The following is a 23,154-nucleotide window of genomic DNA, read 5'->3' on the forward strand; positions in this document are numbered from 1 at the left end:
ATATACAGCTTACACTAAGGGCAAACGTGTTGAATTACTAGCAAAAAAAAACCCGTATTAATACGAGCTTTGTAACAAATAATGTAGTCTTATTGATCCGCAGGCTACAAATTCTGTTGGTATATGTCGAGTGCTTGGCTTAAATCAGCAATCAAATCGTCCACATCTTCAAGGCCTATATGTAAGCGGATCACTGGTCCTTGCGTCCAACCAGTTGCTGAGCGTAAACCTTTCATAGTTAAGTTGGCAGTCACTAAACTCTCGAAGCCGCCCCACGAGAAGCCCATTTTAAAATGCTCTAAACTATCTAAAAAAGCATCAATCGCGCTTTGGTTACCTTGTTTCATAACAAAAGAAAACAAGCCATTACTACCATCAAAATCACGCTTAAAAAACTCATGACCCGGACACGTTGCAAATGCCGGGTGACGAATATGGTCAACTAACGGATGTTGCTCTAACCAAGTAGCGACTTCGATCGCGGCTTTTTCATGCTGATTTAAACGTACCGCCATAGTGCGCAGGCCTCTTAACGCTAAATAAGCGTCATCAGCCGACGTACATTGACCAAGTAAATATGAATTTTCTCGAAGTGTCGGCCAGTATTTTTTATTGGCCACTGCCACCCCCATCATCACGTCCGAATGACCCACAATGTATTTAGTTGCCGCTTGAATACTAATATCCACCCCGTGTTCAAGTGGGCGATAATGCAAGCCATTACCATAGGTGTTATCAAGCATGGTCATTACCCCATGCTCATTGGCAACTGCAACCATGGCTGGTACATCTTGAATTTCCATGGTGATAGAACCTGGCGACTCTAAAAACAGCACTTTGGTGTTGTCTTTGATCAGCGCTTTAATATCTGCCCCAATTGTTGGTGGATAATAAGTCGTCTCAACGCCAAAGCCAGCTAAAATTTTATCGCAAAAATCACGCGTTGGTTCATAGGCATTATCTACCATTAAGATATGATCGCCCGCTTTCAAAAAAGCCAATAGTGTGCTGCTAATGGCCGCTGCACCACATGGATAAAGCGCACATCCCTCACCACCTTCAAGCTCAGTGATCGCTTCTTGTAATGCAAAATGTGTAGTAGTACCACGACGACCATAAAAAAGTGTTTTATCGCCACGTTTTTTTGCCGCTTCTTTAAGCTCTGCCACTGAATCAAAAACAACTGTCGATGCACGTTGCACTACGGGGTTAACCACCCCATGAGTATATGCTTTTTTACGTCCGGTACTTACTAACAGCGTATTTTTATTGCTTTTTGTCGTCATCATTAATCCTTAAAATATTTCGTTAGAACATACTCTGCACTATGCTTAATCTTGCAAATTACACCAATAGTCGATTAAATAGCGCGAAATAGAATCAGCTCTTGGTAGCTTTAAATGCTCCCCCTTTTCGTGCCAATTGCCAAATTGAGCGAGCTCTTCACGGCTAAACCACTGCGCATCGTCTAGTTCGTCCTTATCAACCTGGATATTTTCTGTAACAGCTTCAGCGGTAAAGCCCAGCATAATCGATGATGGAAATGGCCACGGCTGCGAGGCAATATACTTAACATTTTCAACCACAATGCCCGCTTCTTCCATCACTTCACGCGCCACCGCTTGCTCTAAGCTTTCGCCCGGATCTACAAAACCAGCTAAAGACGAATACATACCTGGTGCCCATATTGCTTGGCGACCAAGTAAACAGCGTTCAACACCATCAGCAAATGTACGAGTAACCACCATGATCACGGCCGGATCAGTTCGCGGAAACGTTTGGTGTTTACACCCATCATTACTACATAAACGTGAATGACCAGCTTCAACAAGCTCGTTTTCGCTGCCACAACGTCCACAAAAACGATGAGTTGCATGCCAGTAACACAAACCTCGTGCCAGTGCAGCCATTGAGCCTTGCGCGATTTCCACTTGCACCCCAAAGCGGCGAATATCAACAAACTCAGCGTCACCTATCAGCTGACTTAAGACGGCTTCGTCTAGCTTGCTTACATCAAGTGCGAAATGACTGGTTTGCTGCTCATCTAAACCTAAAAAAATCGCTTCGTTTAATGCTAAGTGACTCACATCACTAAAGCTTAAAAAAGTCACAGCAATATTATTTATATCAAATAAAGTGTGATTGTTATTCACCAATAACCAACGGCTTTGCTCATTTATTTGTGCTGCCACCCATTGTTGCTCTTTACGTAGGTTTGATGCACGGTTTAAAGGCATCTGGCTGTAATTAAGCATGCTTATCCTTTTTACTATTTAGATGGCTAAAACTACCATAACACTTACTTAAACCCAATTATTACTCACTGACAAATAGGCAAAAAAAAAGCCCTTACGGACTTTTTTAAACACACAATAAATTCTGTCGTAATTACAATGTAGCTAAATGAGCCTGTAATTTTTGATTTTCAGCTTCAATATGCTGATAAAATTCTAAATCGGCTAATTTACTTGCCGCCGCTTTATCAATTACAATCACTGCATCTTGATGAAGCTGTAGTGCCGACGCTGGACATGCAGCCATCAGTGGCCCTTCAATCATAGCGCGTACCGCATCCGCTTTATTTTCACCCGTTGCAAGTAATACGACTTTTTTCGCCTCTAAAATCGTACCAATTCCCATCGTAATTGATAACTGTGGCTGATATTCATCAGCAGCAAAAAAACGGGCATTATCATCTACCGTTGCTTTTGTGAGTGTTTTTACGCGAGTACGTGAACGCAGACCTGATGAAGGCTCATTAAAGCCGATGTGACCATTACGTCCGATGCCTAATAACTGTACATCAACACCGCCTGCTGCAACTATTTTGTCTTCGTATTCTTTGCATGCTGTAATTGGATTTAGGGCATCCCCTGGCGGTACAAAGGTATTATCTTTGTTTATATCAATATGGCTAAACAATTGCTCATTCATAAAGTGGCGGTAACTTTGTGGATGATCGCCCGTTAAACCTAAGTATTCATCTAAATTAAACGTTGTTGCTTGTGAAAATGAAATCTCACCCGCTTTATTTTTAGCGATTAATTCTTGATATAACGCAACTGGCGTAGAGCCCGTTGCTAAACCGAGCACTGACGTTGGTTTTTTTTGTAATTGTGTTGCGAAAATATTTGCGCCATATGCTGCTACGGCTGCTGCATCATTTAAAATTACTATTTGCATATTAATTTGCTCAGTTATTAAATTAGTTGATGAAAAAATGGGATCTAAGTCCCAACCCCATGTGCAATCGGATTGGGCCTTAGATCAAACCAAACAGGGATACACTATTTGGTCAATACCATTATGACAACGCTGTCATTATTACCATTCAATTTTAGTTTGTAAAGTAAAAGTGAATAAAAATTTACCTTTTTTACTGTGCTGTACATTAGCCAGCTAAACACTGACAAATATTTTGCGCTTATACATCCAATGTAATAAAAGCATTTGCACCAGCAAAAGCGCAACCACGCCAATCAGTGGCTGCCAATCGGTAGCTGCTGCTGCAATAAAGCCACCAAACACGCTATGGCTTATAAACTCCCAATTCACTAAGCTTGATGCCAAATAAATAATGATTGAGTTAGCACCAATAATCACAAACGGATAAGCTAATTTTTGGCCATTGAGAATATCAACCACTGCATAAAACACAGCCAGTAATATTGCGCTCCACCCGACTGTGACTAAAACAAATGAACTGGTCCATAATTCTTTATTAACTGGAAACTGTAAATCCCAAAGCCAACCTAAGCAAACACTCACAACACCTGCAACAAATAATATGCCTGCTGTTTGCCACTCGCCAACCTTACTTGCTCTGGCGATTAGTTGTCCTGCAAATACCCCAAACATGGCATTCACAATAGCTGGTAGACTCGATAACACGCCCTCGGGGTCGACGGCTCTATTTTGATAACTAATACCGGGTAAAAAATGCGAATCAAACCATGCATTCCAACTTCCCTGTGCACTTAAATCACCAGCGTTACCACCTGGTACAGGAATAAAACACATCAAGATCCAATACCCTAGCAGGAGAGCGATTGCTGTAAAGAGCTGTGTGCGAATACTGGTATGCCACACTAGCATTGCACAGAAAAACCATGCAATCGCTATTCGACCAAGTACACTCGCATAGCGTATTTCATCGAAGGCAAGCGGAATACCTGTGCCCCAACCATGGTTATACATCACCCCTAACCCGCACAATAGCAATAACCGCTTTAATGCTTTAGCATAAAAAACTTTTCGCTCTTGCCATGGCAGGTGATCGATGCGTTTTGGTGCTAAGCCCATCGCCACACCTGATAAAAAGATAAATAACGGAAAAATCAAATCGTAAAATGTAAATCCATGCCATGCACTGTGTAGCGTATGCGCTTCAAATACCTGCCAACCAGTCCAACCGGTTAAAACAAATAAAGCGGCAAAAATAGATTGCCCACCTAAAATCCAAAACATATCCATGCCACGTAAAGCATCAAGAGATGCTAAGCGCTTTTTACTCGGCTTTGTGTCTGTATGTGCTGTTGTCATTATTTTTACTCTTAAATAAAAAGCCCCGCGATACAACTGCGGGGTTTTTACAGGGAAACGTTACACTGCATTACCTGCAATATAAGTGGCTTTTACAAACTGATGTTCATCGAGCACCACAAAGTCTGCATCAAAGCCATCAAGTAAACGTCCCTTTTTCTTGAGGTTTAAATATTCTGCTGGATACAGTGCAGCCATGCGTAAACTTTCACTGAGGCTTACATCCAATGTATTAATGGTATTACGCACTGCACTGGCCATGTCTAATACACTGCCTGCTAATTCGCCCGTACTTGAGTTTAATCTATCCCCAGTACGAATTACTTTGCGCCCGTCAAAAAAATCAAATTCCATATCATCGGTACCCACTGGTGGCATTGCGTCAGTGACTAACATAATTTTGCCGCGCTGTTTGGTGCGAATAGCTAATTGTGCAGACAATGGATGTACATGATGCCCATCAACAATTAAGCCACACCAGCTGTTATCATGCCAAAGCGCAGCGCCAACCACGCCTGGTTCACGCGATGTAAACGGCGACATCGCGTTATATAAATGTGTAAACCCATCGGCGCCAGCATTGAGTGCCGCCATTGTCGTTGTATAGTCAGCATTAGTGTGACCTAGTGATACTTTTACACCACACGCCACTAAGCGCTCAATATCAGCAATGCTGACATTTTCTGGCGCTAAGGTAACCATTTTGATACCTAAATCTTGACGCGCATAAATGGCAAATTCTTGTTCGCTAATTGGGCGAATAAACTGCTCACTGTGTGTGCCTTTTTTTGGAAAAGACAAATGCGGACCTTCAAAGTGAATACCTAATACACCCGCGACCCCTTCGCATATTGCTTTTGCTGTTGCATCAGCAGCTGCTTGCATGGTTTCAACTTTATCGGTGATAAGTGTTGGCATCAGTGCCGTTGTACCAAATTGACCATGCGCTTTTGCGATACGATCTAAGCATTGTGTGCTTTGCTCAGCATTAAAAAATGCCCCGCCACCGCCATTAACTTGTACATCGATAAAGCCTGGCGCAACTAAACCATCTAGCTCAATAACACTGCCTGTGGTGGAAGTTTCAAGATGAAAAACGCCATTTTCAACGCTGAATAATGCATTATCTAGAAATTTTTCAGCCGTGAATAAACGTGTCGCGCGATAGAAGGTTTTCATTACAGTGCTACCTTTTGGTCTTGCTCTAATACTGATTGCTGTGCAAAATAAATTGCGCCCATTTCAGGCGGTTGCTTTGGTACTTCAACGAGTTTTGCAATTGCTGGGTCAAGCCATTGATTTAAAGGCTCTGCAAGACCACCGATCATAGATAAACGCGGAGGATTGTTCTCTAATAAACGATGCGCTAACTGACTCACGTATTGCGCTCCGTCTTTTACAATGGCTAAAGCGATTTGATCGCCTTGGTGTGCTGCATCAAATACATAGCGAGCAAGTTTTGCATAGCTACTTGACGGTTGTCCGGCCATTTGCTCTGCAATGCCCATTGCTGTGGTGACATTAAAATGCTCTTTAACCACTGGCGTCATTATCGTGTGAGGACATAAACCATCTAGCTCCATTAACACCGCTTTAATTGCCTCTAAGCCCATCCATGCGCCACTGCCTTTATCGCCAAGTGCAAAACCATGACCGCCGTAATTCACCGACTGCCCTTTTACATATGAAAAACCACATGAACCAGTACCCGTGATTATCACAGCACCATCACCGCCTTCATGAGCCCCGATACACGCCGTATGTAAGTCAGTAGTTAAAAACATTTGTTTAAATGGGTGCTCCCACTCTGTTATTTTTTCATATAAGTTCGGTAAATTAACACCCGCCAATCCTAAACCGGCATACACTTGATGAATAGACTCTAATGGCAAACCTGCATCGCGCATCGCCAATTGTGTAGATACCATTATTGACTCTAATGTGCGCTCCAACCCATGTAATGGATTCGCAGGGCCACCTAAACCTGTTCCTAATACCCCGTTTTGCACAGAGTATATAGTTGCACGGCACTTAGTTCCGCCACCGTCGATACCAATATACAATTGGTCCTCATTCGCACTCTTAGCCATCATTTAACGACCTCTAACCTTCGTTTTATATTTGTATTAATCGCATGTTTTTTTATTATCTTAATGCGATTCACCCTCAACCCATGTTGAATTAATGTTACACAACAAATGACAGCGTTGTCATTAAGTTTTTTATAAAAAATCTCACATATCCCACATTTATCTCTAATTAACTGAATTAAATAAATAATTAATATCAATTAAATTAGTGTCGACTATCTTTTAACGTAATAATAAGGTTTAAAAATGACATTATTACCTAAAAAAACAACAAAAATGGTGATTTATAACACTATTTTCATAACTTAAATGGCCAAAAAACATAAATAAAAATGCAGAATATGCATCCAGTTTACCAAAAATAATAATTTAGTAAAGATTCACTGTCGATATTGGAATATTTTTTCTAGTGGTAGATTAAAAACAATCGCGATCTTAAAAGCGACCTCCAGCGACGGTGAATACCTTGCCACTTCAATTGCGGCAATTGTTTGACGCGTCACCCCAACGACTTCAGCTAATTGCTGCTGCGTCATTTCATTATGCTGAAACCGTAATGCACGGATCGTGTTAGTAATCGCTAACTTTGCCATTCTAACCTCTATATAATAGCCAAGCTTCGGCCCCAGCGCCGATTATCTCGCTCACCAACGCTGCGATTACTAACTGGTGAACCGGACTAATTGCAAACCCAAAATGTGGGTCAATCAGCATTGCAAACACCGCGTTCACAACGCCTAATTGTAAAATAAATAGTGCAACACTTTTTGCTTTTAAGGCAATAGCCTGTTCGCGTTCATCTTTCGCTTGATTCGCATATTTAGTATTAAATATCGCTAAGATAATGTGCATCACAATAAGCATTACAACGGTTTGTATCGTAAGTGATATCAACAAGCCACTTGCTAATAACGGATCCATCTGAGCTTCTGGCGTCATTGATAATACTGACTGCAAGTAATTAAACAACACAACCATCGTTATGCACATCTCAAGTAACCGCGATTTTTGTGTATAACTCATATCACCCCCTTATAATAATAAATTTGATGTTAAGTATACTTAACATTAATGACTATAAGAGTGGGCTCACATCATGTCAAATATTTTTAACATGATGTTATGTTTTTAATACATTAGTTTCAAAGTAACAGGGAATCATCAATGCAAAAAAACTGTGCCGCACTTTGTTTTAATGCATCAGCCGTCAGTCTATCAGCGCCATAGACGTCACACGGTACATTATAATGATGCTGTAAATGACCCAGTAATAAGGCAAAATCCCCGTCGCCGGAGAGTAAAATAACTTTGTCGAGGTTTTTACCTTGTTCTAGCATGTCGATGGTGATGCCGACGTCCCAATCGCCTTTTGCGCTGCCATCTTTACGCTGAATAAATGGTTTTAGCTTTACCTCAAAACCAATCGCACGAAGAATATTTTGAAATTGAGATTGCTTTTCGTCCCCGCGATAAATTGCATATGCAATCGCGCAGTCTATATCATAGTCATCACTGATTTTTGCCCAAAAGGCATTGTAATCAAAGTTTTTTCGGTAGCTCTCTCGACAGGTGTAATAAATATTTTGGACATCGACAAAAATCCCCACTCTCGGCTTTTTCGCCGTTGTACTATGTATTTCTTGACTCATGCGTTATCCCTTTTAAATTAATCACGCTACTGTAGCATACCCTGATTAATTTCAAGCCCTTGCATTTAGCTTTCAAGTAACCTAAATTAGTTACATTGAAGCATGTAACCAAAATTGGTTACTTTTCTTTATGTAACTTAAATCAAGGACATTTATGATTGCGGTGATCAGCGGTGATGTGATCAAATCACAACATATTCCAAAGCACGACTACGATGCGATGCTCTACCAGCTCGACCAAAGTTTGCGAGCAATTACTCAACGCCATCTAGGACAAAGTATTATTTATCGAGGCGATGCTTTTCAGGTGCAAATAAATCAACCACCCCAAGTATGCCGTGTCGCAGTGCTGCTTTACTTACATCTTAAAGCCACCGGCTATGAAATTCGCCAAAGCCTTGCCATTGGTGAAATAGATAATGCTAGAGCCGATATTAAAACAGCAACAGGCTCTGCATTTACATTATCGGGGCGCGGTCTTGACGAAATCCATAACCAACGCTTTACTCTTAGCAGTATTGATGAACTCAAAAATGATGGCTTAACCCTTAATCTAGCTTTTATTGACGTGCTCCTGAGCAAAATGACACACAAACAAGCGAATGCCTTATATGTCTATTTAACCGCAGAAAACAATCAACATAGTGAACTTGCTAAACAATTAAAAACCAGTCGTGAGAATGTGACCAAGTTACTTAATCTTGCACATTATCAGTTGATCGAGCGTTTTTTAGACTATGCAGAGCAGGCCATTGCTAATGCCGTGATAGGAGTAAAAAAATGAGTTTTATGTTGTTATTAGTTGCATTATTTATCGGTCATATTATAGCTGATTTTTATTGGCAGCCAATGAGTTGGGTTAATAACCGTAATACACGTCACTTTCGTGCTAAAAAACTGTACTTGCATGTGCTAGTGCACGGTCTAACTACGGCAGCAATTGTCAGCTGGTGGGAGTTTAGTTTTGGCTGGCAAGAGCTCTCGCGTATCGGTATTGCCACAGCTATTGTTATCGTGACCCACTACTTAATTGATTTAGCAAAATCATATTCAAACAAAGGAGTTGTGCCATTTATCATTGATCAACTTGCTCATCTTGTCGTGATACTACTACTGACTGTGTGGTTGAGCGACAACAGTGAATTTATTACCAGCATTTGGCAATGGCTGATAACCCCCACTACATTATGGGTGCTATGTGGCTATTTACTGGTATTGAGTCCCAGTGCTGTGTTCATTCGTATGATGTTAGAGCGTCTCACTACCGGGTTTAGCTCCACAGGAAGTTTACCAGCAGCGGGGCAAAGTATTGGCATGCTTGAGCGAGTATTAATGCTTACATTTATTTTGCTAGATCAGTTGGCTGGCGTTGGCTTTTTATTAGCAGCAAAATCGGTATTTCGCTTTGGCGACTTACGTGCCAGTAAAGATAAAAAACTCACCGAATATGTTATGCTCGGTACACTTTTAAGTGTCACCGTCACCTTATTTATTGGCTTAGCAGTTAATTATCTTAAAGCATTATAGAAATAAAAAGCATAAAAAAACGCGCCAGCTTAGGCGCGTTTTTTATCAAAATATTATTACGTGTTACTCACGCCATCATTACCAGAGCGACGACGTTGACCACTGCCACCAACAGATTGACGCTTAGCCCATGGGTTTTGTGTTTGCTCACCAGCGGCTTTAGCAGTAGGTTTTTTACCTGAGCCACCACGGCGTGGGCCGGTGCCATTACCGCCGTTATTATTTGGCTTTTTGCTATCAGACTTAGGTTTAGAAAAAGGCTGACCCGCTTTTTTAGGCTTTTTAGGTTTGATAGGTCGTGCATCAAGCTCTCTTTCAGGCACTCCTTTTGTTGGCTCAAAACCAGCTTCTTTTGCACGTGGGATCAATTCACCGATAAAACGTTCAATACCGTATAAGTCATCAGCATCTTCCGGTGTTACAAATGAAATTGCGTCGCCAGATGCACCCGCACGGCCGGTACGACCAATACGATGCACATAATCTTCATACACATTAGGCAAATCATAGTTAACTACATGTGGCAGTTCAACAATGTCTAAACCACGGGCAACAATATCCGTTGCCACAAGTACGCGTACTTCGCCACTTTTAAAGCCTTCAAGCGCTTTAACACGCGCGCCTTGAGATTTATTACCATGAATTGCAGCGCCAACAATATCATCGCGCTCTAACTGCTTTACTAAACGGTTTGCACCATGTTTAGTGCGGCTAAATACCAACACTTGTTGCCAATCATTAGTACGAATTAAATGACTTAACAAGGCGGTTTTACGTGCTTTATCTACCGCATAAACGCATTGGGTAACACTTTTTGCCGTGGTATTTTTTGCAGCGACTGAAATTTCAACCGGATCATTAATAAGCCCTTTCGCAAGCGCTCTAATATCGTCTGAGAACGTCGCTGAGAACATCAAGTTTTGACGTTTAGCCGGTAACTTGCTGATGATACGTTTAATGTCATGAATAAAGCCCATATCAAGCATACGGTCAGCTTCATCAAGCACCAACACTTCGAGGTTATCGAACTTCAAGGCATTTTGGTTATGCAAATCCATTAAACGACCCGGAGTGGCAACTAAAATATCTACGCCTTTGCGTAAACGCATCATTTGCGGATTAATTTTAACACCACCGTACACAACAAAAGAACTGATATTAGAATGCTTAGCATACTCTTCAACGTTCTCGCTTACTTGTAATGCCAGCTCACGGGTTGGAGTTAAAATTAAAGCACGAACTTGGTTAACCTTGGCTTTTTGGCCTGTTGATAAGCGCTCAATTAACGGTAAAGTGAAACCCGCTGTTTTACCTGTACCAGTTTGCGCTGCAGCCATAACATCACGACCTTCAATGATCGCTGGAATGGCTTGAGCCTGAATTGGTGTTGGCGTTTCATAGCCCTTTTCTAAAACCGCATTAACTAAAGACTGTGATAAACCTAACCCATCAAAACTCATATTTTCTCTCAATAATTTTAAGGCCCAATCGGCCAATGGCGCATTATACCGATCGTACGCAATAATGCATGGTATATTCACGTTTGAAATAGCGTCAGCCAAATTTAACTAGCCACATCACACTATAACTCACTAAAAAAACACAACCTTAAAAAACAAAAAAGCGGCACTGTGGCCGCTGTTGAAAAGCTATCATCACTTGAGTGATGCTATTTAACACCTAACTCACGCAGACGCTCTTGTAAGTAACTGTCAGCAGTATAACGCGCTGATAACACCACATCTGGACGCGGGTGCAAAAATAACGGCAAAGAAATACGTGACTTAGATGACGCTTTGCCAGTAGGGTTAATAACACGGTGAATAGTCGACGGAAAATAACCACCTGACGCTTCTTGCAACATGTCGCCAATGTTAATAATTAAACTGCCAAAATCGCATGGCACATCTAACCAACCGCCATCTGTTTTTTGTACTTGCAAGCCTGGCTCATTTGAAGCAGGTAATACCGTTAATAAATTAATATCACCATGTGCAGCAGCACGAATAGCGCCAGGTTCTTCATCACCTGTCATCGGCGGGTAATGTAATATACGTAATAATGTTTGCTCTGAATCAGCAATCATATCTTTTAAATCGATTGAAAACTTAGCACGCACATCCGCTGGTGCTTCAGCTTGCACCCAGCTTAACAATGTCGCAGCAAATTCATTGGCTAAACGATAATATTCGCGAATATCTGCTTCTAACTGCGCTGGTACACGGCCTTTTGGATAAACATGAAAGTATTCTTTAATGTCTTTAACTGTAAAGCCTTTTGCAACTTCTGATACCGAAGGCGGAAAGTAGCCATCTTGAGTGTCTTTAGAGAATAAGAATTCATGTTTTTGTTCAGAATTAAAAAAATCCTGCCAATTTTTATAAATTGATTCAACAAGAGACTGTGGAATTGGGTGGTTTTTTAATACACCAAAGCCCGTATTTCTAAGAGACTCAACAAATTGAGCGGCCGCATCGCTCGCTTTATAATCAACGGTAGGTAATTGCATGTTCGTATCCAATGAATTAAGTTGTTAAAAGCCTTTGCTAATCATAGCAGTTGCTCCATTGTAGCGCTTCGCGAGCATAATAAAACGGGCAAAAAAACATAAGGACTTATGTCCTCTTTAGCTGGGTAAGCGTTTATTACTTGATGCAAATCAAAATGTTGCTATTGTGGATAAAACGCCAAAACAACTGTAATTATAAACGCACTTTAATGGTCTATTCTTCACTAACCTCTTTCATTAAGCAAAGGTAACATATGCGCCAAAAAATTTCGTTCAAAAGTGGTGATTTAACACTCGCCGGTCAGCTTGAAACACCCGCCAGTGATATTAAATTTTATGCCTTGTTTGCCCATTGTTTTACCTGTGGTAAAGATATAGCCGCAGCAAGTCGAATTAGCCGAGCACTCACTCAACAAGGTATTGCGGTATTACGCTTTGATTTTACTGGCCTTGGTAATAGCGACGGTGATTTTGCCAACAGTAATTTCTCATCAAATATCCAAGATTTAATTGCCGCGGCAGATCACTTACGTGAACACTTTAAAGCGCCACAATTATTAATCGGTCATAGTTTAGGGGGCGCAGCGGTACTAGCAGCTGCCGAACACATTGCTGATGTACAAGCCATTACCACCATAGGCGCACCATCAGATGCGCAACATGTAGCGCATAACTTTGCCGCTCATCTTGATGAAATTAATAGCAAGGGCGAAGCCAAGGTAAATTTAGCAGGGCGAGAATTTACCATTAAAAAACAGTTTGTGGACGACATTGCCAATTACGACCACAGCCATATCAGTAAATTAAAACGTGCTTTATTAGTTATGCACTCCCCTATTGATGCCACGGTAAGTATTAACGAAGCTGAAAAGATTTACGCCGCTGCTAAACATCCAAAAAGCTTTATTAGCCTAGATAACGCCGACCACTTACTCACTAACAAAGACGATGCAGATTACGCAGCAGACGTTATAGCATCATGGGCAAAACGTTATGTGGATTTTGATAAAAACCAGTACAGTGCCAAACTTAGCAGCGGCAATGTATTAGTTGAAGAGAAAGATCATGTCTTTACTCAGCATGTAAGTACCAAGGATCATACTTGGCTTGCCGATGAACCACTAAGTGTTGGCGGTAATAATTTAGGCCCAGACCCTTATCACCACTTACTTGCTGGACTTGGTGCATGCACCGCGATGACTTTACGTATGTATGCAAGTCGTAAAAACTTGCCACTTGAACACGTAAAGGTAGAACTGGACCACAGCCGTGATTATCACGCCGATTGCGATAACTGCGAGCAAACCGACAAACTCGAAGCCATCACCCGTAAAATCACCTTAGTGGGTGATTTGAGTGACGCTCAGCGCCAGCGCCTATTAGAAATTGCCGACAAATGCCCTGTGCATAAAACCCTGCATAACAACCCACTGATTGTAAGTGAGCTGGTAAAATAACTATCAAGCGCGTAAGAGTGGCAACTTAATATGTTTACGCGCTAAGTTTTATTATTTTAGTTTGCAACAAACGCTTTGATTTCTTTACTCATCCGCTCTACTAACCACTTAGGTCCGCCATCATACATCTCATTATGGCGTGAGTTCTTTATCGAAATCTGCGTAACCGGATACTGTGCTAATTCATCTTCATTGAGTAATACCTGATTATCCGCAGGGTAATCACTGCCACGAAGCGTTAAAACCCGAATGTTATTATTACGAGGTAACAACATACGCCGATGATCAAGCGTAATAATTTGACTCACTTGCTTAGGATAAATCGCCGCGTAAAGCGCGGCTATATCACCGCCATTAGAATGGCCAAATAACGTTAACTGCGTAAAATCATACTCTGGGTAGCGAGAGCTCAACTCGGTCACTAAAAATTTTAGAGTGACCACACCACGATGCCAGTTTTCCATACGAGTGGCCATATAAGGTGGCGTGCGGTTGAGCGCAGGATCGCTGTCTAATTCATGGGCTACAGCAATGGTTAAATAGCCCTTAGCTGTAAATATATCAGCCGCAAACTGATAGTCAGTATGCGCAATACCATATCCGGCATTAATAAATACCACAGGGCATTTTGTTTGTTGGCTACAATGCTCGTTATATGCTGGTAATGAAATACTGATCGGGATCGCGCGGTCACGCGCTTTATCAACAATCATTTCGCTGTTTGTTGCGGAACTGGCGACGGCACTGACTATGAGAAAAAAGAAGCTCACAAGGTACTTAAAAGGTAGTGGCATTAATTTGCTCGACTTATTTTATTTAAATTATAAAGTACTTTAAGCTTTTGAATATTAATTGCAATAAAACGAGGTACCTAAAACAGCAGAAGAGTTTTAAAGAAAAAAATAATTATTATAAATTTATGCGATAATAGTCGTATTGTCCTAATGTCTATTTAGAAAAGAACCTATCCATGAAATCATACAACAGCATCGAACAGCGTATCGATATTTTACAAAGCAGAATTGAAGCGTATCAAGATGAAATCGAAACGCTAGAAACAGAGCCAAAAAATAATAACGAGCGTATTATTTTTAAATTCATCGAAACAGGCAGCACTGGCAAGACTAAAGATTTTGTGCGTGAATTAGGCATTAAATCACCACGCGATAGTTTGTATTCATCAGGTGATGTATCAAAACTCATCAAAGATGGCGCCAGTGATATTTCCCCTGCATTACTTGAAATTGCCCGCGCACTTGCCAGCGCACGAAATAAAAATGGTCCTGCCTGCTAATTAAGCATTAGATTAGCCGTGTCATAACGGCTAATCCACCAGCTCGATATCTAGTCCGCTGAGTAAGTTTAACGCTGCAAAGCGCTCAAACTTAGCCCGGCTAACATTATTATTTTTAATATCAATATTAAAATGCATCGCCCCGACAAAGTTTACTTTACTCAAGTTTGTTTGCAGAAATAGACTATCTCTAAAGTCAGTGTTACTAAAATCACTGGTAGCTAAATTAGCCTGTCTAAAATCAACATCTTTGGCAAAACAGTCAATCATGATCAAGCCTTTTAACTGTAACTCATAAAATGAGCTATGACTAAGTTGGCAATTTTTAAAACTCACCGATGACGTAAGTGCCAATTGTGGCCAATTTACCTGCGCCCATTGAATACTGTTGAGCTTACAATCAACAAAGCAGACTTCTTCTAACGAACTATAGCCCCAATTTAAATCGCTTAAATTACAGTTAATAAATTCGCACTCAATAAAACGACAATTACTAAATTGACTATGACTAAAATCACATTCAATAAACTGGCACTGTTCAAACTCAATGTCACTAAAGCGCTGCGTATTAGCCATGCAGTTTGAAAAATGCTGGTCGTAGTAGTCTGTTTGTGAAAATTGATAACTCACAGCCATAAAATCCTCTAATAAAATTATCTACACATCTAAATGAAAAAACCCCTAGGTATGAGCCTAAGGGTTTTCAACAAATCACTTATCGGATTGCTTATTCTGCTGATTTTTCAGCTTTTTCAACAACACTAATAGCAAGCTCTGTAAGCGAATCTGCATTTGCTTTACTTGGTGCGTTAGTTAACAAACACGACGCTTGGGTTGTTTTAGGGAAAGCAATCACGTCACGAATGTTATCAGTACCACACAGTAGCATTGCTAAACGGTCTAAACCGAACGCTAAACCAGCATGTGGTGGCGTACCGTATTTTAGCGCTTCAAGTAAGAAACCAAACTTGTCTTGCTGCTCTTGCGCATCAATACCTAGGATTCTAAATGCTGCTTCTTGCATATCTGTATTATGAATACGTACCGAACCACCACCTACTTCGTAGCCATTTAGTACCATATCGTATGCATCTGAAATAGCCGCTGCTGGGTTTGCTTCAAGTTCGCTTGCATTTACATCTTTTGGTGCTGTAAATGGGTGATGAACAGCATGCAATGTACCTTCGTCGTCTTCTTCAAACATTGGGAAGTCAACAACCCAAAGCGGAGCCCAGCTATTTAGATTAGTGATCTCTAAATCAAGGCCAATCTTAATACGTAGCGCGCCCATAGCTTCGTTTACTGTGTTGCGTTTATCAGCACCGAATAAAATGATGTCGCCAGTTTGTGCGTTAGTGCGTGCAAGAAGTTCGTTAATCACCTCTTCATTTAAGAACTTAGCGATTGGCGATTGCACGCCTTCAGCGCCTGCACCGCGGTCGTTTACTTTCATCCACGCAAGCCCTTTCGCGCCGTAAATGCCGATGAATTTAGTGTAGTCATCTAGTTGCTTACGCGAAAGTGATGCACCGCCTGGTACTGTTAATACCGCAACACGGCCTTTTTCATCATTGGCAGGACCAGAAAAAACTTTAAACTCGACGTCTTTTACTAAATCGGCAACGTCAATTAATGTCATTGGGTTACGTAAATCAGGCTTATCAGAACCATACAAGCTCATTGCCTCAGCGTAAGGCATGATTGGGAACTCGCCTAAATCCACGTCTAGCAATTGCTGCCACATTTCGCGGATCATTTTTTCTGTGATACCACGTACCTGAGCAGAGCTCATGAACGAGGTCTCTATATCGATTTGAGTAAACTCAGGCTGACGGTCAGCACGTAAATCTTCATCACGGAAACATTTAACAATTTGGTAGTAACGGTCAAAACCCGACATCATCAACAATTGCTTGAACAACTGCGGAGACTGCGGTAATGCGTAAAAACTGCCTTTGTGAACACGGCTCGGTACTAAATAATCGCGCGCTCCTTCTGGGGTAGCTTTTGTAAGTACTGGCGTTTCGATATCTAAGAAATTATTTTCATCTAAGAAACGACGCACAAAGCTGCTAGCTTTAGCGCGTAGTTTAATACGGTCACTCATTTCTAAACGACGAAGGTCTAAGTAACGGTATTTTAAGCGACGCTCTTCAGAGTTTACCTGATTAAAATCAAGTGGTAATGGCTCTGAACGGTTGATGATAGTAAGGCCTGTGCCTAAAATTTCAACTTCACCAGTTGCCATATCTTTGTTGATTTGGCTGTCAGGACGTGCGCGAACTACACCTTTTAATTGTACGCAAAATTCTTGACGTAATGTATTCGCGGTATCCATTAAGCCTTCAACTTCAGGATCGAATACAACTTGTACTAAACCTTCTCTATCGCGTAAATCGACAAAGATAAGTCCACCAAGGTCACGTCGTTTGTTGATCCAACCACATAGTTCAACTTCTTGATCTACGTGAGTTTTATTTAGCTGTCCGCAGTATATAGAGCGCATAGTTTTCCTGTCAGTGTAAAGACGAATAGCCGCTTCCCCTAAGAATTGCTGTTTTTGAGGGAGAATAGCCACTATTTATAAATCATTTTAGGGGGAGCATTATACCCAAGTTACTTGAAAATGCGAGCTCGGCAGCAGCTACTATGCTTTCAATTTATAGATTTGATATACTAACCAAAACACACAATCAGTTAACCGTTTTATGTTGTATTTAGGGTGTCCGCAGTGGTCAAGTACCGCATGGAAAGGCAATTTATTATCAAGACACTGCAAAAATGCCGATATGTTGCACGAATACGCACAGGTGTTTAATTCAGTCGAAGGCAATACCAGCTTTTATGCCGATCCTAGTGTTGAATCATTAAATCGCTGGCGTGATGCTGTCGGCAATGACTTTAAATTTACTTTTAAATTCCATCGACGCTTTAGCCATGAATTACAGCTTACTCATATCGATGACGAACTCACTGCATGGTTTAATTTATTCGAGCCAATATTGTCTCATGTTGGGCAGATCATGTTGCAGCTACCAAGTAGTTTTAGCCCCAAACAACTGCCGTTATTAGCACAGTTTATTGCCAAGCTCCCGACAGGTTTAAACTACGGCGTTGAAGTTCGCCACCCCGAATTTTTTAAGAAAGGCGCAGCCGAAATTGCCTTTAATCAGCTATTAATAGCAAACAATGTCAACCGTATCTCAATGGACACCCGTGCATTATTTGCAGTTAAGCCGAACACTGAAGCACTCATCGATGCACAACAAAAAAAGCCCCATTTACCCGTGCATGCCATTGCAACAGGCAATCAACCTATGGCCCGCTTTGTGATTGCCGATTTAGATCATGACTATAAAAGCTATTACCAACCGTGGCTTAAAAAAGTAAAACAATGGCTTGATGAGGGTAAGCACCCGTATGTATTTTTTCATACTGCAGATAACCGCCAAGCACCATTATTAGCACGCGAGTTTTGCCAAGATTTAGGTTACCAGCACCCCGTGCTAAACCCTTTCACTGGTGAAAAAGAAGCCAGTCAAGCCAGCCTTTTTTGACTCGCTTTGAAAATTAATTAACTACAAAGAAGTATTGAATGAGTGATTATAAACGCTATTTTAGCGGCTATCCAGAGCAAATTGTAACGCAAGTAATGCAGCTTATTGAAAATGATAAACACGGCGCGTATTTAACTAAAAAATACCCCAGCTCCCATAATATTACCAGTGACAAGTCGTTATACGCATACGCCACTGAGCTTAAAAAGCGCTATTTAAAAAATGCGCCACCGTTTGGCCGCGCCGCGTTTAAAAAACAAGGCGATATGGTCACTAATGCGCTAGGTACTCATACGTATCGTATGCAAGGTAAAACCCGCAAGCACGATTTAGCCATCAACAGTGATTTACTGCGTGCACCAGAGGAATTACTCAAAGCTTTAGTAGTACACGAGCTCGCCCACTTTAAGGAAAAAGACCACAACAAAAGCTTTTACGCCCTGTGCTGCCACATGGAGCCAAACTACCATCAACTCGAATTAGATTTACGGGTTTTTTGTGTGCTAGTAGCTGAAGGTAAAAACCCATACACATAAAAATAACTGAATCACAAAGTACATAGCCGTACAGTTAACATATAAATACTATGCAAGATGAGTACGGGAGATTTCTTCATTGACCCAATGTAATAATTGCTTTATCGCTTTTGAAAGTACCTGATTTTGCCTCACTATATAACCTAAACTGGTAGTTGGAAATTGCGGTAATGCGGTCACTGTGGTGGTTAGATTTGCTTTACTGCGCAGGGAAAACTCTGGCACGATGGCAACGCCAAACCCCGCTTCAGCCCAATCAATTTGCGCATCGACACTGCCCACTTCCATCACCCGGTAATTTGGTAAGTTTAAAGATGGCAAGGCACTATCGAGCAAGTCTCGGGTTCGCGTATCATGGCCGAGTAAGATTAATGTTGGCGGCTCAGTCAGTGTAACATTGTTATCGTTTTTGGCTTGCTGCCATAACTTTAAATGATTACCTAATGCACACCATTTTATCTGCTGTAATTGCGTAAAATGCAGCGGCTCACTTTCTTTTTGGGCAATCACAAACCCTAAATCAGCTTCAGCACTTTTAACCAATGCTGACGCTTGAGAAGACGTTGTATTGAGCAAAGTAAAGTCAATGCCAGGAAACTGGCGCTTAAAAAGCTGAAAAGGCTCAATCAACAATAAACGTGAAATTATATCACTGGCGGCAATTGTCAGTGTGCCTTGGCTGAGATCATTAATCGCATTTAAGTCAGATTGGCAAACCTGTAATTCCCATAAGGTTTTTTGTCCAGACTCTAATAGCCGTAAACCTGCTTGGGTCAAACTAAAGGGATTACGTTCTATCAGTTTAACCCGTGTCGTTTTTTCTAACTGCTTAATATGCAAGCTAACATTTGGCTGTGTCATATGCAGCGCATTGGCTGTTTTACCAAAGTGCTTTAACTCAGCCAATGTGACAAAAGTTTTTAACCAGTGAATATCTAGCATCTTTATGACCTTAATGGTGTGAAATCGATATGAAATTCTTATCAAGATAATAATTATAATTAATTTCTCTTATTTTAATAGAGCGCATACCATATTCGTTCAATCAATTTGGAGATTAAATTATGCCGTCAATTGTTGTTGTAGGTGCAAACTGGGGTGATGAAGGCAAAGGCCGTATCGTCGATTTTCTAGCTGAGAACGCATCTGCGAGCATTCGCTTTCAAGGTGGTAACAACGCCGGACATACCGTTGTGAATGACTTTGGTACGTTTAAACTACACCAATTACCAAGCGGTATTTTTAATCCTGATTGTATTGCAGTACTAGGCCCAGGCATGGTGATAAGCCCTGCGGCATTAAGCGAAGAAATAGCCGAAGTTAACGCCGCCGGTGTTGATGTAAAATTATGTATTTCTGATCGTGCAACGTTATGCTTACCATTACACGCCCTTGAAGATACCCTCGAAGAAGTGCGCTTAGGCGATGCCGCTTACGGCTCTACTCGTCAAGGAATTGCACCTGCATACGGCGACCGAGTAATGAAAAAAGGCATTTTAGTTGGCTGGTTAAATCAGCCAGACGTTTTATTAGAGCGTATTCAATTTATGCTGGATTGGAAAATGCCACAGCTAAAAGCCCTTTACCCAAGCTGTGATTTTTCACAAACAGCTGAACAAATGACTGAGTGGTTATTAGCTGTCAGCGCTCCTTGGCGCGAATTTATTTGTAATGTAACAGAGCCTTTAAAAGCACTGCAAAAGCAAGATGCTAACTTGTTGTTTGAAGCGCAGCTAGGCGCAGGCCGCGATTTAGTTTACGGCGAATACCCGTATACTACATCATCAAACGTTACTGCTGCCTATGCAGGAATTGGCAGCGGACTGCCAGCTTTGCGCCCTGAGCGTGTTATCGCTGTGGCTAAATCATTTAGCTCATCTGTTGGTACAGGTACACTCGTTACCGCCATGGCAGAGCAAGACAATTTTCGTGAAAGCGCGAACGAATATGGCGCAGTGACTGGCCGCCCACGTGATATGGGTTATTTTGATGCAGTTGCCACCCGTAACGGTGTTGAATTACAAGCAGCCACTGAAATCGCTTTAACCAAAATTGATTGCCTATCTGGCATGAAAGATTTAAAAATCTGCGTTGGTTATGCAGGCGATCACAGCGAAAACCCTATTTGGCCACAAACAGCGGCTTTAACGCCAATCTATGAAAGCATGCCAGCGTGGGATGAAGATATTACCGATTGTCGTACCTTCGACAGTCTGCCTGCTGCAGCGCAGCATTACGTAGAACGCATCGAAGTACTGATGGGAGTACCTGTAAGTATGGTGTCTGTGGGCCCTGAACGTGAGCAAATGATTATCCGCTAGATTTATAGCATAGCGTTTTTTATCATTCAATTGAGCACAATAATATTGGGTTTCATTACGAAACCCAATATTATGCACTGTATTAATAACTAAATGCTTTGACCTGCGATTTAATGTCCTTGCAAGGTGTTATTTAAAGTCCAAGTTCTGCCATAAAGTCGTCATCTAAATCACTTGCTTTAGCAGCATCATCAGCAGCTTTTTGTTTTTCTGCTTTATGCTTTGCTTCGTTTTCAATGATGTCATCTGGGTCAATAGCTTCAGCAATATCAAAATCGTGTAATTTGATAAACTCAGTTTTATCCATTGCTAATTCTAAATAAAAGATATTTTGTTTACTGGTGGTAAATGTCACGCGCCGTGCTTGCGGTCTATCCATCGTAGTATCGACCGAAATCTGTACTTGCTTATTGATGGCCATCATCTTCGGTTGATTTTGGGTAATTGAAGTATGTAACTGCTCGCGTACCTTTGAAGTAAAATCACCAACGATTTGGTTCATCAATTCACCGAGTACATTTGATACGTCGTCCGATAAGTGGCTATGAGCTAGTTCTTCTTCAGGCATCCCCATATTACGCATGTAATCATGATAAATCTCCATCGCCGCTTGCGAGGTGAAATTAGTAATTACCAGTCCTGTAAATCCGCCATCAAATAATACAAAACAACCGATATCAGGACGCATACAGGTGCGGGTTATTTTTTGTACCATTGCTGAGTAGCTAATGCTATTACCACTTGCCGACGACAATACACTCGTTACAGAATGGCAAAGGGTTGCCAATATATCATCTGTGCTGATCACTTTACTTTTGCTCATAAACTTCTCTTTTTCTACTTGTTATTCATTATTCTAGCCAAGCTACTGAAATTATCACTGACTATCCAGCATAAAATGCTAAAATAGCCCTATTATTTTTCAAGAGACTGTTTGTGTGAACATAAAAGACAGCATTTATGCCACTGAGCAAGCGGTTAAAGACTTTAGCTTTGACCAACATGTAGTAGAAGTTTTCCCAGATATGATCCAGCGCTCAGTTCCGGGTTATGCAACCATTGTTAGTACGATGGGTAAATTGGCCGGTGAATATGCGCAAAGCAATTCAAACCTTTATGATTTGGGCTGTTCCCTTGGGGCAGTAACATTAAGCATGCGCCGTAATATCCGCACTGATAATTGCCATATTATTGCCGTTGATAATTCACAAGCCATGGTTGAGCGCTGTAAATTACATTTGCACGGCTTTCGCTCAGAAGTGCCTGTTACAGTGACGCTTGGTGATATTAATGAGCTAAATATTGAAAACGCGTCAGTGGTCGCCATGAACTTTACTTTACAGTTTATTCCACCCGCACAGCGCCAAGCCGTGCTTGAAAAAATATACGCGAATTTAAAACCCGGTGGTGTATTGCTGTTAAGCGAAAAAATCAAAGGCGAGAACGAGCAATGCGATAACTTGCTGATTGACTTGCACCACGATTTTAAACGCCACAATGGTTATTCTGAATTAGAAATTAGCCAAAAACGTACCGCCATTGAGAATGTAATGCGCCCAGATACTTTAAATGCTCACCTTTCTCGACTTACCGATATTGGCTTTAGCCAAACCCAAGTGTGGTATCAATGTTTTAATTTTTGCTCACTGGTAGCAATCAAGTAACAAATATA

At 41.2% G+C, this 23,154-nt stretch carries 24 protein-coding genes; 8 read left to right on the forward strand and 16 right to left on the reverse strand.

Annotation, left to right across the window (positions count from 1 at the left end):
- Positions 1 to 104: 104 nt before the first annotated feature.
- The 9 genes from H5203_RS15255 to H5203_RS15295 form a co-directional block, all read right to left on the reverse strand.
- Positions 105 to 1,286 carry a cystathionine beta-lyase gene (locus H5203_RS15255; protein WP_145242376.1) on the reverse strand — a complete coding sequence of 394 codons (1,182 nt, stop codon included), beginning with the start codon at positions 1,284 to 1,286 and terminating at the stop codon, positions 105 to 107.
- Positions 1,287 to 1,331: 45 nt separating this feature from the next.
- Positions 1,332 to 2,255: an NAD(+) diphosphatase gene (gene nudC, locus H5203_RS15260; protein WP_145242315.1), complete on the reverse strand. Its 924-nt coding sequence runs from the start codon at positions 2,253 to 2,255 to the stop codon at positions 1,332 to 1,334.
- Between the two features lie 133 nt (positions 2,256 to 2,388).
- Positions 2,389 to 3,183: a glucosamine-6-phosphate deaminase gene (gene nagB / locus H5203_RS15265; protein WP_145242317.1), complete on the reverse strand. Its 795-nt coding sequence runs from the start codon at positions 3,181 to 3,183 to the stop codon at positions 2,389 to 2,391.
- Between the two features lie 216 nt (positions 3,184 to 3,399).
- The gene (nagX, locus tag H5203_RS15270) at positions 3,400 to 4,542 is read right to left on the reverse strand and encodes a transmembrane glucosamine N-acetyltransferase NagX (protein ID WP_145242319.1); all 1,143 of its coding nucleotides are present in this window, start codon (positions 4,540 to 4,542) and stop codon (positions 3,400 to 3,402) included.
- Positions 4,543 to 4,602: 60 nt separating this feature from the next.
- Positions 4,603 to 5,721, reverse strand: coding sequence for an N-acetylglucosamine-6-phosphate deacetylase (nagA, locus tag H5203_RS15275; RefSeq protein WP_145242321.1), 1,119 nt, complete (start codon positions 5,719 to 5,721; stop codon positions 4,603 to 4,605).
- Positions 5,721 to 6,635 (reverse strand): N-acetylglucosamine kinase, encoded by a 915-nt coding sequence (nagK, locus tag H5203_RS15280; RefSeq protein WP_145242323.1) that lies wholly within the window; start codon positions 6,633 to 6,635, stop codon positions 5,721 to 5,723. The genes nagA and nagK overlap by 1 nt, the downstream gene beginning before the upstream one ends.
- 377 nt (positions 6,636 to 7,012) lie before the next feature.
- On the reverse strand, positions 7,013 to 7,225 hold the full coding sequence (locus H5203_RS15285; protein WP_145242325.1) for a helix-turn-helix transcriptional regulator: 213 nt from the start codon (positions 7,223 to 7,225) through the stop codon (positions 7,013 to 7,015).
- Position 7,226: 1 nt separating this feature from the next.
- On the reverse strand, positions 7,227 to 7,655 hold the full coding sequence (locus H5203_RS15290) for a hypothetical protein (protein ID WP_145242327.1): 429 nt from the start codon (positions 7,653 to 7,655) through the stop codon (positions 7,227 to 7,229).
- 119 nt (positions 7,656 to 7,774) lie between these two features.
- Entirely contained in the window at positions 7,775 to 8,281 is a 507-nt protein-coding gene (locus H5203_RS15295; RefSeq protein ID WP_179959226.1) for an NYN domain-containing protein, read from the reverse strand.
- 154 nt (positions 8,282 to 8,435) lie between these two features.
- Here H5203_RS15295 and H5203_RS15300 point away from each other — a divergent pair, with 154 nt between their 5' ends.
- Both H5203_RS15300 and H5203_RS15305 read left to right on the forward strand, forming a co-directional pair.
- Positions 8,436 to 9,065 carry a hypothetical protein gene (locus tag H5203_RS15300; protein ID WP_145242329.1) on the forward strand — a complete coding sequence of 210 codons (630 nt, stop codon included), beginning with the start codon at positions 8,436 to 8,438 and terminating at the stop codon, positions 9,063 to 9,065.
- Positions 9,062 to 9,808, forward strand: a complete 747-nt coding sequence (locus H5203_RS15305; protein ID WP_145242331.1) for a DUF3307 domain-containing protein — start codon at positions 9,062 to 9,064, stop codon at positions 9,806 to 9,808. The genes H5203_RS15300 and H5203_RS15305 overlap by 4 nt, the downstream gene beginning before the upstream one ends.
- 56 nt (positions 9,809 to 9,864) lie before the next feature.
- On the opposite strand, the gene H5203_RS15310 is transcribed toward H5203_RS15305, so the two are convergent.
- Together H5203_RS15310 and H5203_RS15315 are read right to left on the reverse strand one after the other, a co-directional pair.
- Complete coding sequence (locus H5203_RS15310) at positions 9,865 to 11,268, reverse strand: DEAD/DEAH box helicase (RefSeq protein WP_145242333.1); 1,404 nt, start codon at positions 11,266 to 11,268, stop codon at positions 9,865 to 9,867.
- 209 nt (positions 11,269 to 11,477) lie between these two features.
- Entirely contained in the window at positions 11,478 to 12,317 is an 840-nt protein-coding gene (locus tag H5203_RS15315; protein ID WP_145242335.1) for an isopenicillin N synthase family oxygenase, read from the reverse strand.
- 254 nt (positions 12,318 to 12,571) lie between these two features.
- Here H5203_RS15315 and H5203_RS15320 point away from each other — a divergent pair, with 254 nt between their 5' ends.
- Positions 12,572 to 13,774, forward strand: a complete 1,203-nt coding sequence (locus tag H5203_RS15320) for a bifunctional alpha/beta hydrolase/OsmC family protein (protein WP_145242337.1) — start codon at positions 12,572 to 12,574, stop codon at positions 13,772 to 13,774.
- Positions 13,775 to 13,830: 56 nt separating this feature from the next.
- On the opposite strand, the gene H5203_RS15325 is transcribed toward H5203_RS15320, so the two are convergent.
- A complete protein-coding gene (locus H5203_RS15325; RefSeq protein ID WP_145242340.1) occupies positions 13,831 to 14,568 on the reverse strand; it encodes an alpha/beta hydrolase in 738 nt (245 codons plus the stop codon).
- A gap of 176 nt (positions 14,569 to 14,744) precedes the next feature.
- Between H5203_RS15325 and H5203_RS15330 the strand changes: the two genes are divergently transcribed.
- On the forward strand, positions 14,745 to 15,068 hold the full coding sequence (locus H5203_RS15330) for a hypothetical protein (protein ID WP_145242342.1): 324 nt from the start codon (positions 14,745 to 14,747) through the stop codon (positions 15,066 to 15,068).
- A gap of 30 nt (positions 15,069 to 15,098) precedes the next feature.
- Here the strand turns inward: H5203_RS15330 and H5203_RS15335 are convergent, their stop codons facing one another.
- Together H5203_RS15335 and aspS are read right to left on the reverse strand one after the other, a co-directional pair.
- Positions 15,099 to 15,644 carry a pentapeptide repeat-containing protein gene (locus H5203_RS15335; protein WP_257326367.1) on the reverse strand — a complete coding sequence of 182 codons (546 nt, stop codon included), beginning with the start codon at positions 15,642 to 15,644 and terminating at the stop codon, positions 15,099 to 15,101.
- Positions 15,645 to 15,795: 151 nt separating this feature from the next.
- Complete coding sequence (gene aspS / locus H5203_RS15340; RefSeq protein WP_145242380.1) at positions 15,796 to 17,574, reverse strand: aspartate--tRNA ligase; 1,779 nt, start codon at positions 17,572 to 17,574, stop codon at positions 15,796 to 15,798.
- A 202-nt stretch (positions 17,575 to 17,776) separates the two neighbouring features.
- Between aspS and H5203_RS15345 the strand changes: the two genes are divergently transcribed.
- Positions 17,777 to 18,625 (forward strand): DUF72 domain-containing protein, encoded by an 849-nt coding sequence (locus tag H5203_RS15345; RefSeq protein ID WP_145242346.1) that lies wholly within the window; start codon positions 17,777 to 17,779, stop codon positions 18,623 to 18,625.
- 38 nt (positions 18,626 to 18,663) lie between these two features.
- Positions 18,664 to 19,161, forward strand: a complete 498-nt coding sequence (locus H5203_RS15350; protein WP_145242348.1) for a M48 family metallopeptidase — start codon at positions 18,664 to 18,666, stop codon at positions 19,159 to 19,161.
- Positions 19,162 to 19,209: 48 nt separating this feature from the next.
- On the opposite strand, the gene H5203_RS15355 is transcribed toward H5203_RS15350, so the two are convergent.
- The gene (locus tag H5203_RS15355; RefSeq protein ID WP_145242350.1) at positions 19,210 to 20,103 is read right to left on the reverse strand and encodes a LysR family transcriptional regulator; all 894 of its coding nucleotides are present in this window, start codon (positions 20,101 to 20,103) and stop codon (positions 19,210 to 19,212) included.
- 122 nt (positions 20,104 to 20,225) lie between these two features.
- Between H5203_RS15355 and H5203_RS15360 the strand changes: the two genes are divergently transcribed.
- Complete coding sequence (locus H5203_RS15360; RefSeq protein ID WP_182758884.1) at positions 20,226 to 21,482, forward strand: adenylosuccinate synthase; 1,257 nt, start codon at positions 20,226 to 20,228, stop codon at positions 21,480 to 21,482.
- A gap of 133 nt (positions 21,483 to 21,615) precedes the next feature.
- Here H5203_RS15360 and H5203_RS15365 read toward each other — a convergent pair whose 3' ends face one another.
- A complete protein-coding gene (locus tag H5203_RS15365; RefSeq protein WP_145242354.1) occupies positions 21,616 to 22,305 on the reverse strand; it encodes a DUF3334 family protein in 690 nt (229 codons plus the stop codon).
- Positions 22,306 to 22,420: 115 nt separating this feature from the next.
- On the opposite strand from H5203_RS15365, the gene cmoA reads away from it, so the two are divergent.
- Complete coding sequence (gene cmoA / locus H5203_RS15370; RefSeq protein ID WP_145242356.1) at positions 22,421 to 23,146, forward strand: carboxy-S-adenosyl-L-methionine synthase CmoA; 726 nt, start codon at positions 22,421 to 22,423, stop codon at positions 23,144 to 23,146.
- Positions 23,147 to 23,154 lie beyond the last annotated feature (8 nt).

The sequence above is a fragment of the Pseudoalteromonas sp. SG41-1 genome (assembly GCF_014164575.1).
In the GTDB taxonomy this organism is placed as follows: domain Bacteria; phylum Pseudomonadota; class Gammaproteobacteria; order Enterobacterales; family Alteromonadaceae; genus Pseudoalteromonas; species Pseudoalteromonas rhizosphaerae.

Excerpts from the sequence above, each read along its gene's own strand:
- H5203_RS15355 (WP_145242350.1), bottom strand. The coding sequence starts at position 20,103 with ATGCTAGATATTCACTGGTTAAAAACTTTTGTCACATTGGCTGAGTTA.
- H5203_RS15350 (WP_145242348.1), top strand. The coding sequence starts at position 18,664 with ATGAGTGATTATAAACGCTATTTTAGCGGCTATCCAGAGCAAATTGTA.
- nagA (WP_145242321.1), bottom strand. The coding sequence starts at position 5,721 with ATGAAAACCTTCTATCGCGCGACACGTTTATTCACGGCTGAAAAATTT.
- H5203_RS15295 (WP_179959226.1), bottom strand. The coding sequence starts at position 8,281 with ATGAGTCAAGAAATACATAGTACAACGGCGAAAAAGCCGAGAGTGGGG.
- nudC (WP_145242315.1), bottom strand. The coding sequence starts at position 2,255 with ATGCTTAATTACAGCCAGATGCCTTTAAACCGTGCATCAAACCTACGT.
- H5203_RS15300 (WP_145242329.1), top strand. The coding sequence starts at position 8,436 with ATGATTGCGGTGATCAGCGGTGATGTGATCAAATCACAACATATTCCA.
- H5203_RS15290 (WP_145242327.1), bottom strand. The coding sequence starts at position 7,655 with ATGAGTTATACACAAAAATCGCGGTTACTTGAGATGTGCATAACGATG.
- nagK (WP_145242323.1), bottom strand. The coding sequence starts at position 6,635 with ATGATGGCTAAGAGTGCGAATGAGGACCAATTGTATATTGGTATCGAC.
- H5203_RS15310 (WP_145242333.1), bottom strand. The coding sequence starts at position 11,268 with ATGAGTTTTGATGGGTTAGGTTTATCACAGTCTTTAGTTAATGCGGTT.
- H5203_RS15315 (WP_145242335.1), bottom strand. The coding sequence starts at position 12,317 with ATGCAATTACCTACCGTTGATTATAAAGCGAGCGATGCGGCCGCTCAA.
- nagB (WP_145242317.1), bottom strand. The coding sequence starts at position 3,183 with ATGCAAATAGTAATTTTAAATGATGCAGCAGCCGTAGCAGCATATGGC.
- H5203_RS15305 (WP_145242331.1), top strand. The coding sequence starts at position 9,062 with ATGAGTTTTATGTTGTTATTAGTTGCATTATTTATCGGTCATATTATA.
- H5203_RS15320 (WP_145242337.1), top strand. The coding sequence starts at position 12,572 with ATGCGCCAAAAAATTTCGTTCAAAAGTGGTGATTTAACACTCGCCGGT.
- nagX (WP_145242319.1), bottom strand. The coding sequence starts at position 4,542 with ATGACAACAGCACATACAGACACAAAGCCGAGTAAAAAGCGCTTAGCA.
- H5203_RS15360 (WP_182758884.1), top strand. The coding sequence starts at position 20,226 with ATGCCGTCAATTGTTGTTGTAGGTGCAAACTGGGGTGATGAAGGCAAA.
- H5203_RS15255 (WP_145242376.1), bottom strand. The coding sequence starts at position 1,286 with ATGACGACAAAAAGCAATAAAAATACGCTGTTAGTAAGTACCGGACGT.
- H5203_RS15335 (WP_257326367.1), bottom strand. The coding sequence starts at position 15,644 with ATGGCTAATACGCAGCGCTTTAGTGACATTGAGTTTGAACAGTGCCAG.
- H5203_RS15365 (WP_145242354.1), bottom strand. The coding sequence starts at position 22,305 with ATGAGCAAAAGTAAAGTGATCAGCACAGATGATATATTGGCAACCCTT.
- H5203_RS15285 (WP_145242325.1), bottom strand. The coding sequence starts at position 7,225 with ATGGCAAAGTTAGCGATTACTAACACGATCCGTGCATTACGGTTTCAG.
- H5203_RS15325 (WP_145242340.1), bottom strand. The coding sequence starts at position 14,568 with ATGCCACTACCTTTTAAGTACCTTGTGAGCTTCTTTTTTCTCATAGTC.
- aspS (WP_145242380.1), bottom strand. The coding sequence starts at position 17,574 with ATGCGCTCTATATACTGCGGACAGCTAAATAAAACTCACGTAGATCAA.
- H5203_RS15330 (WP_145242342.1), top strand. The coding sequence starts at position 14,745 with ATGAAATCATACAACAGCATCGAACAGCGTATCGATATTTTACAAAGC.
- H5203_RS15345 (WP_145242346.1), top strand. The coding sequence starts at position 17,777 with ATGTTGTATTTAGGGTGTCCGCAGTGGTCAAGTACCGCATGGAAAGGC.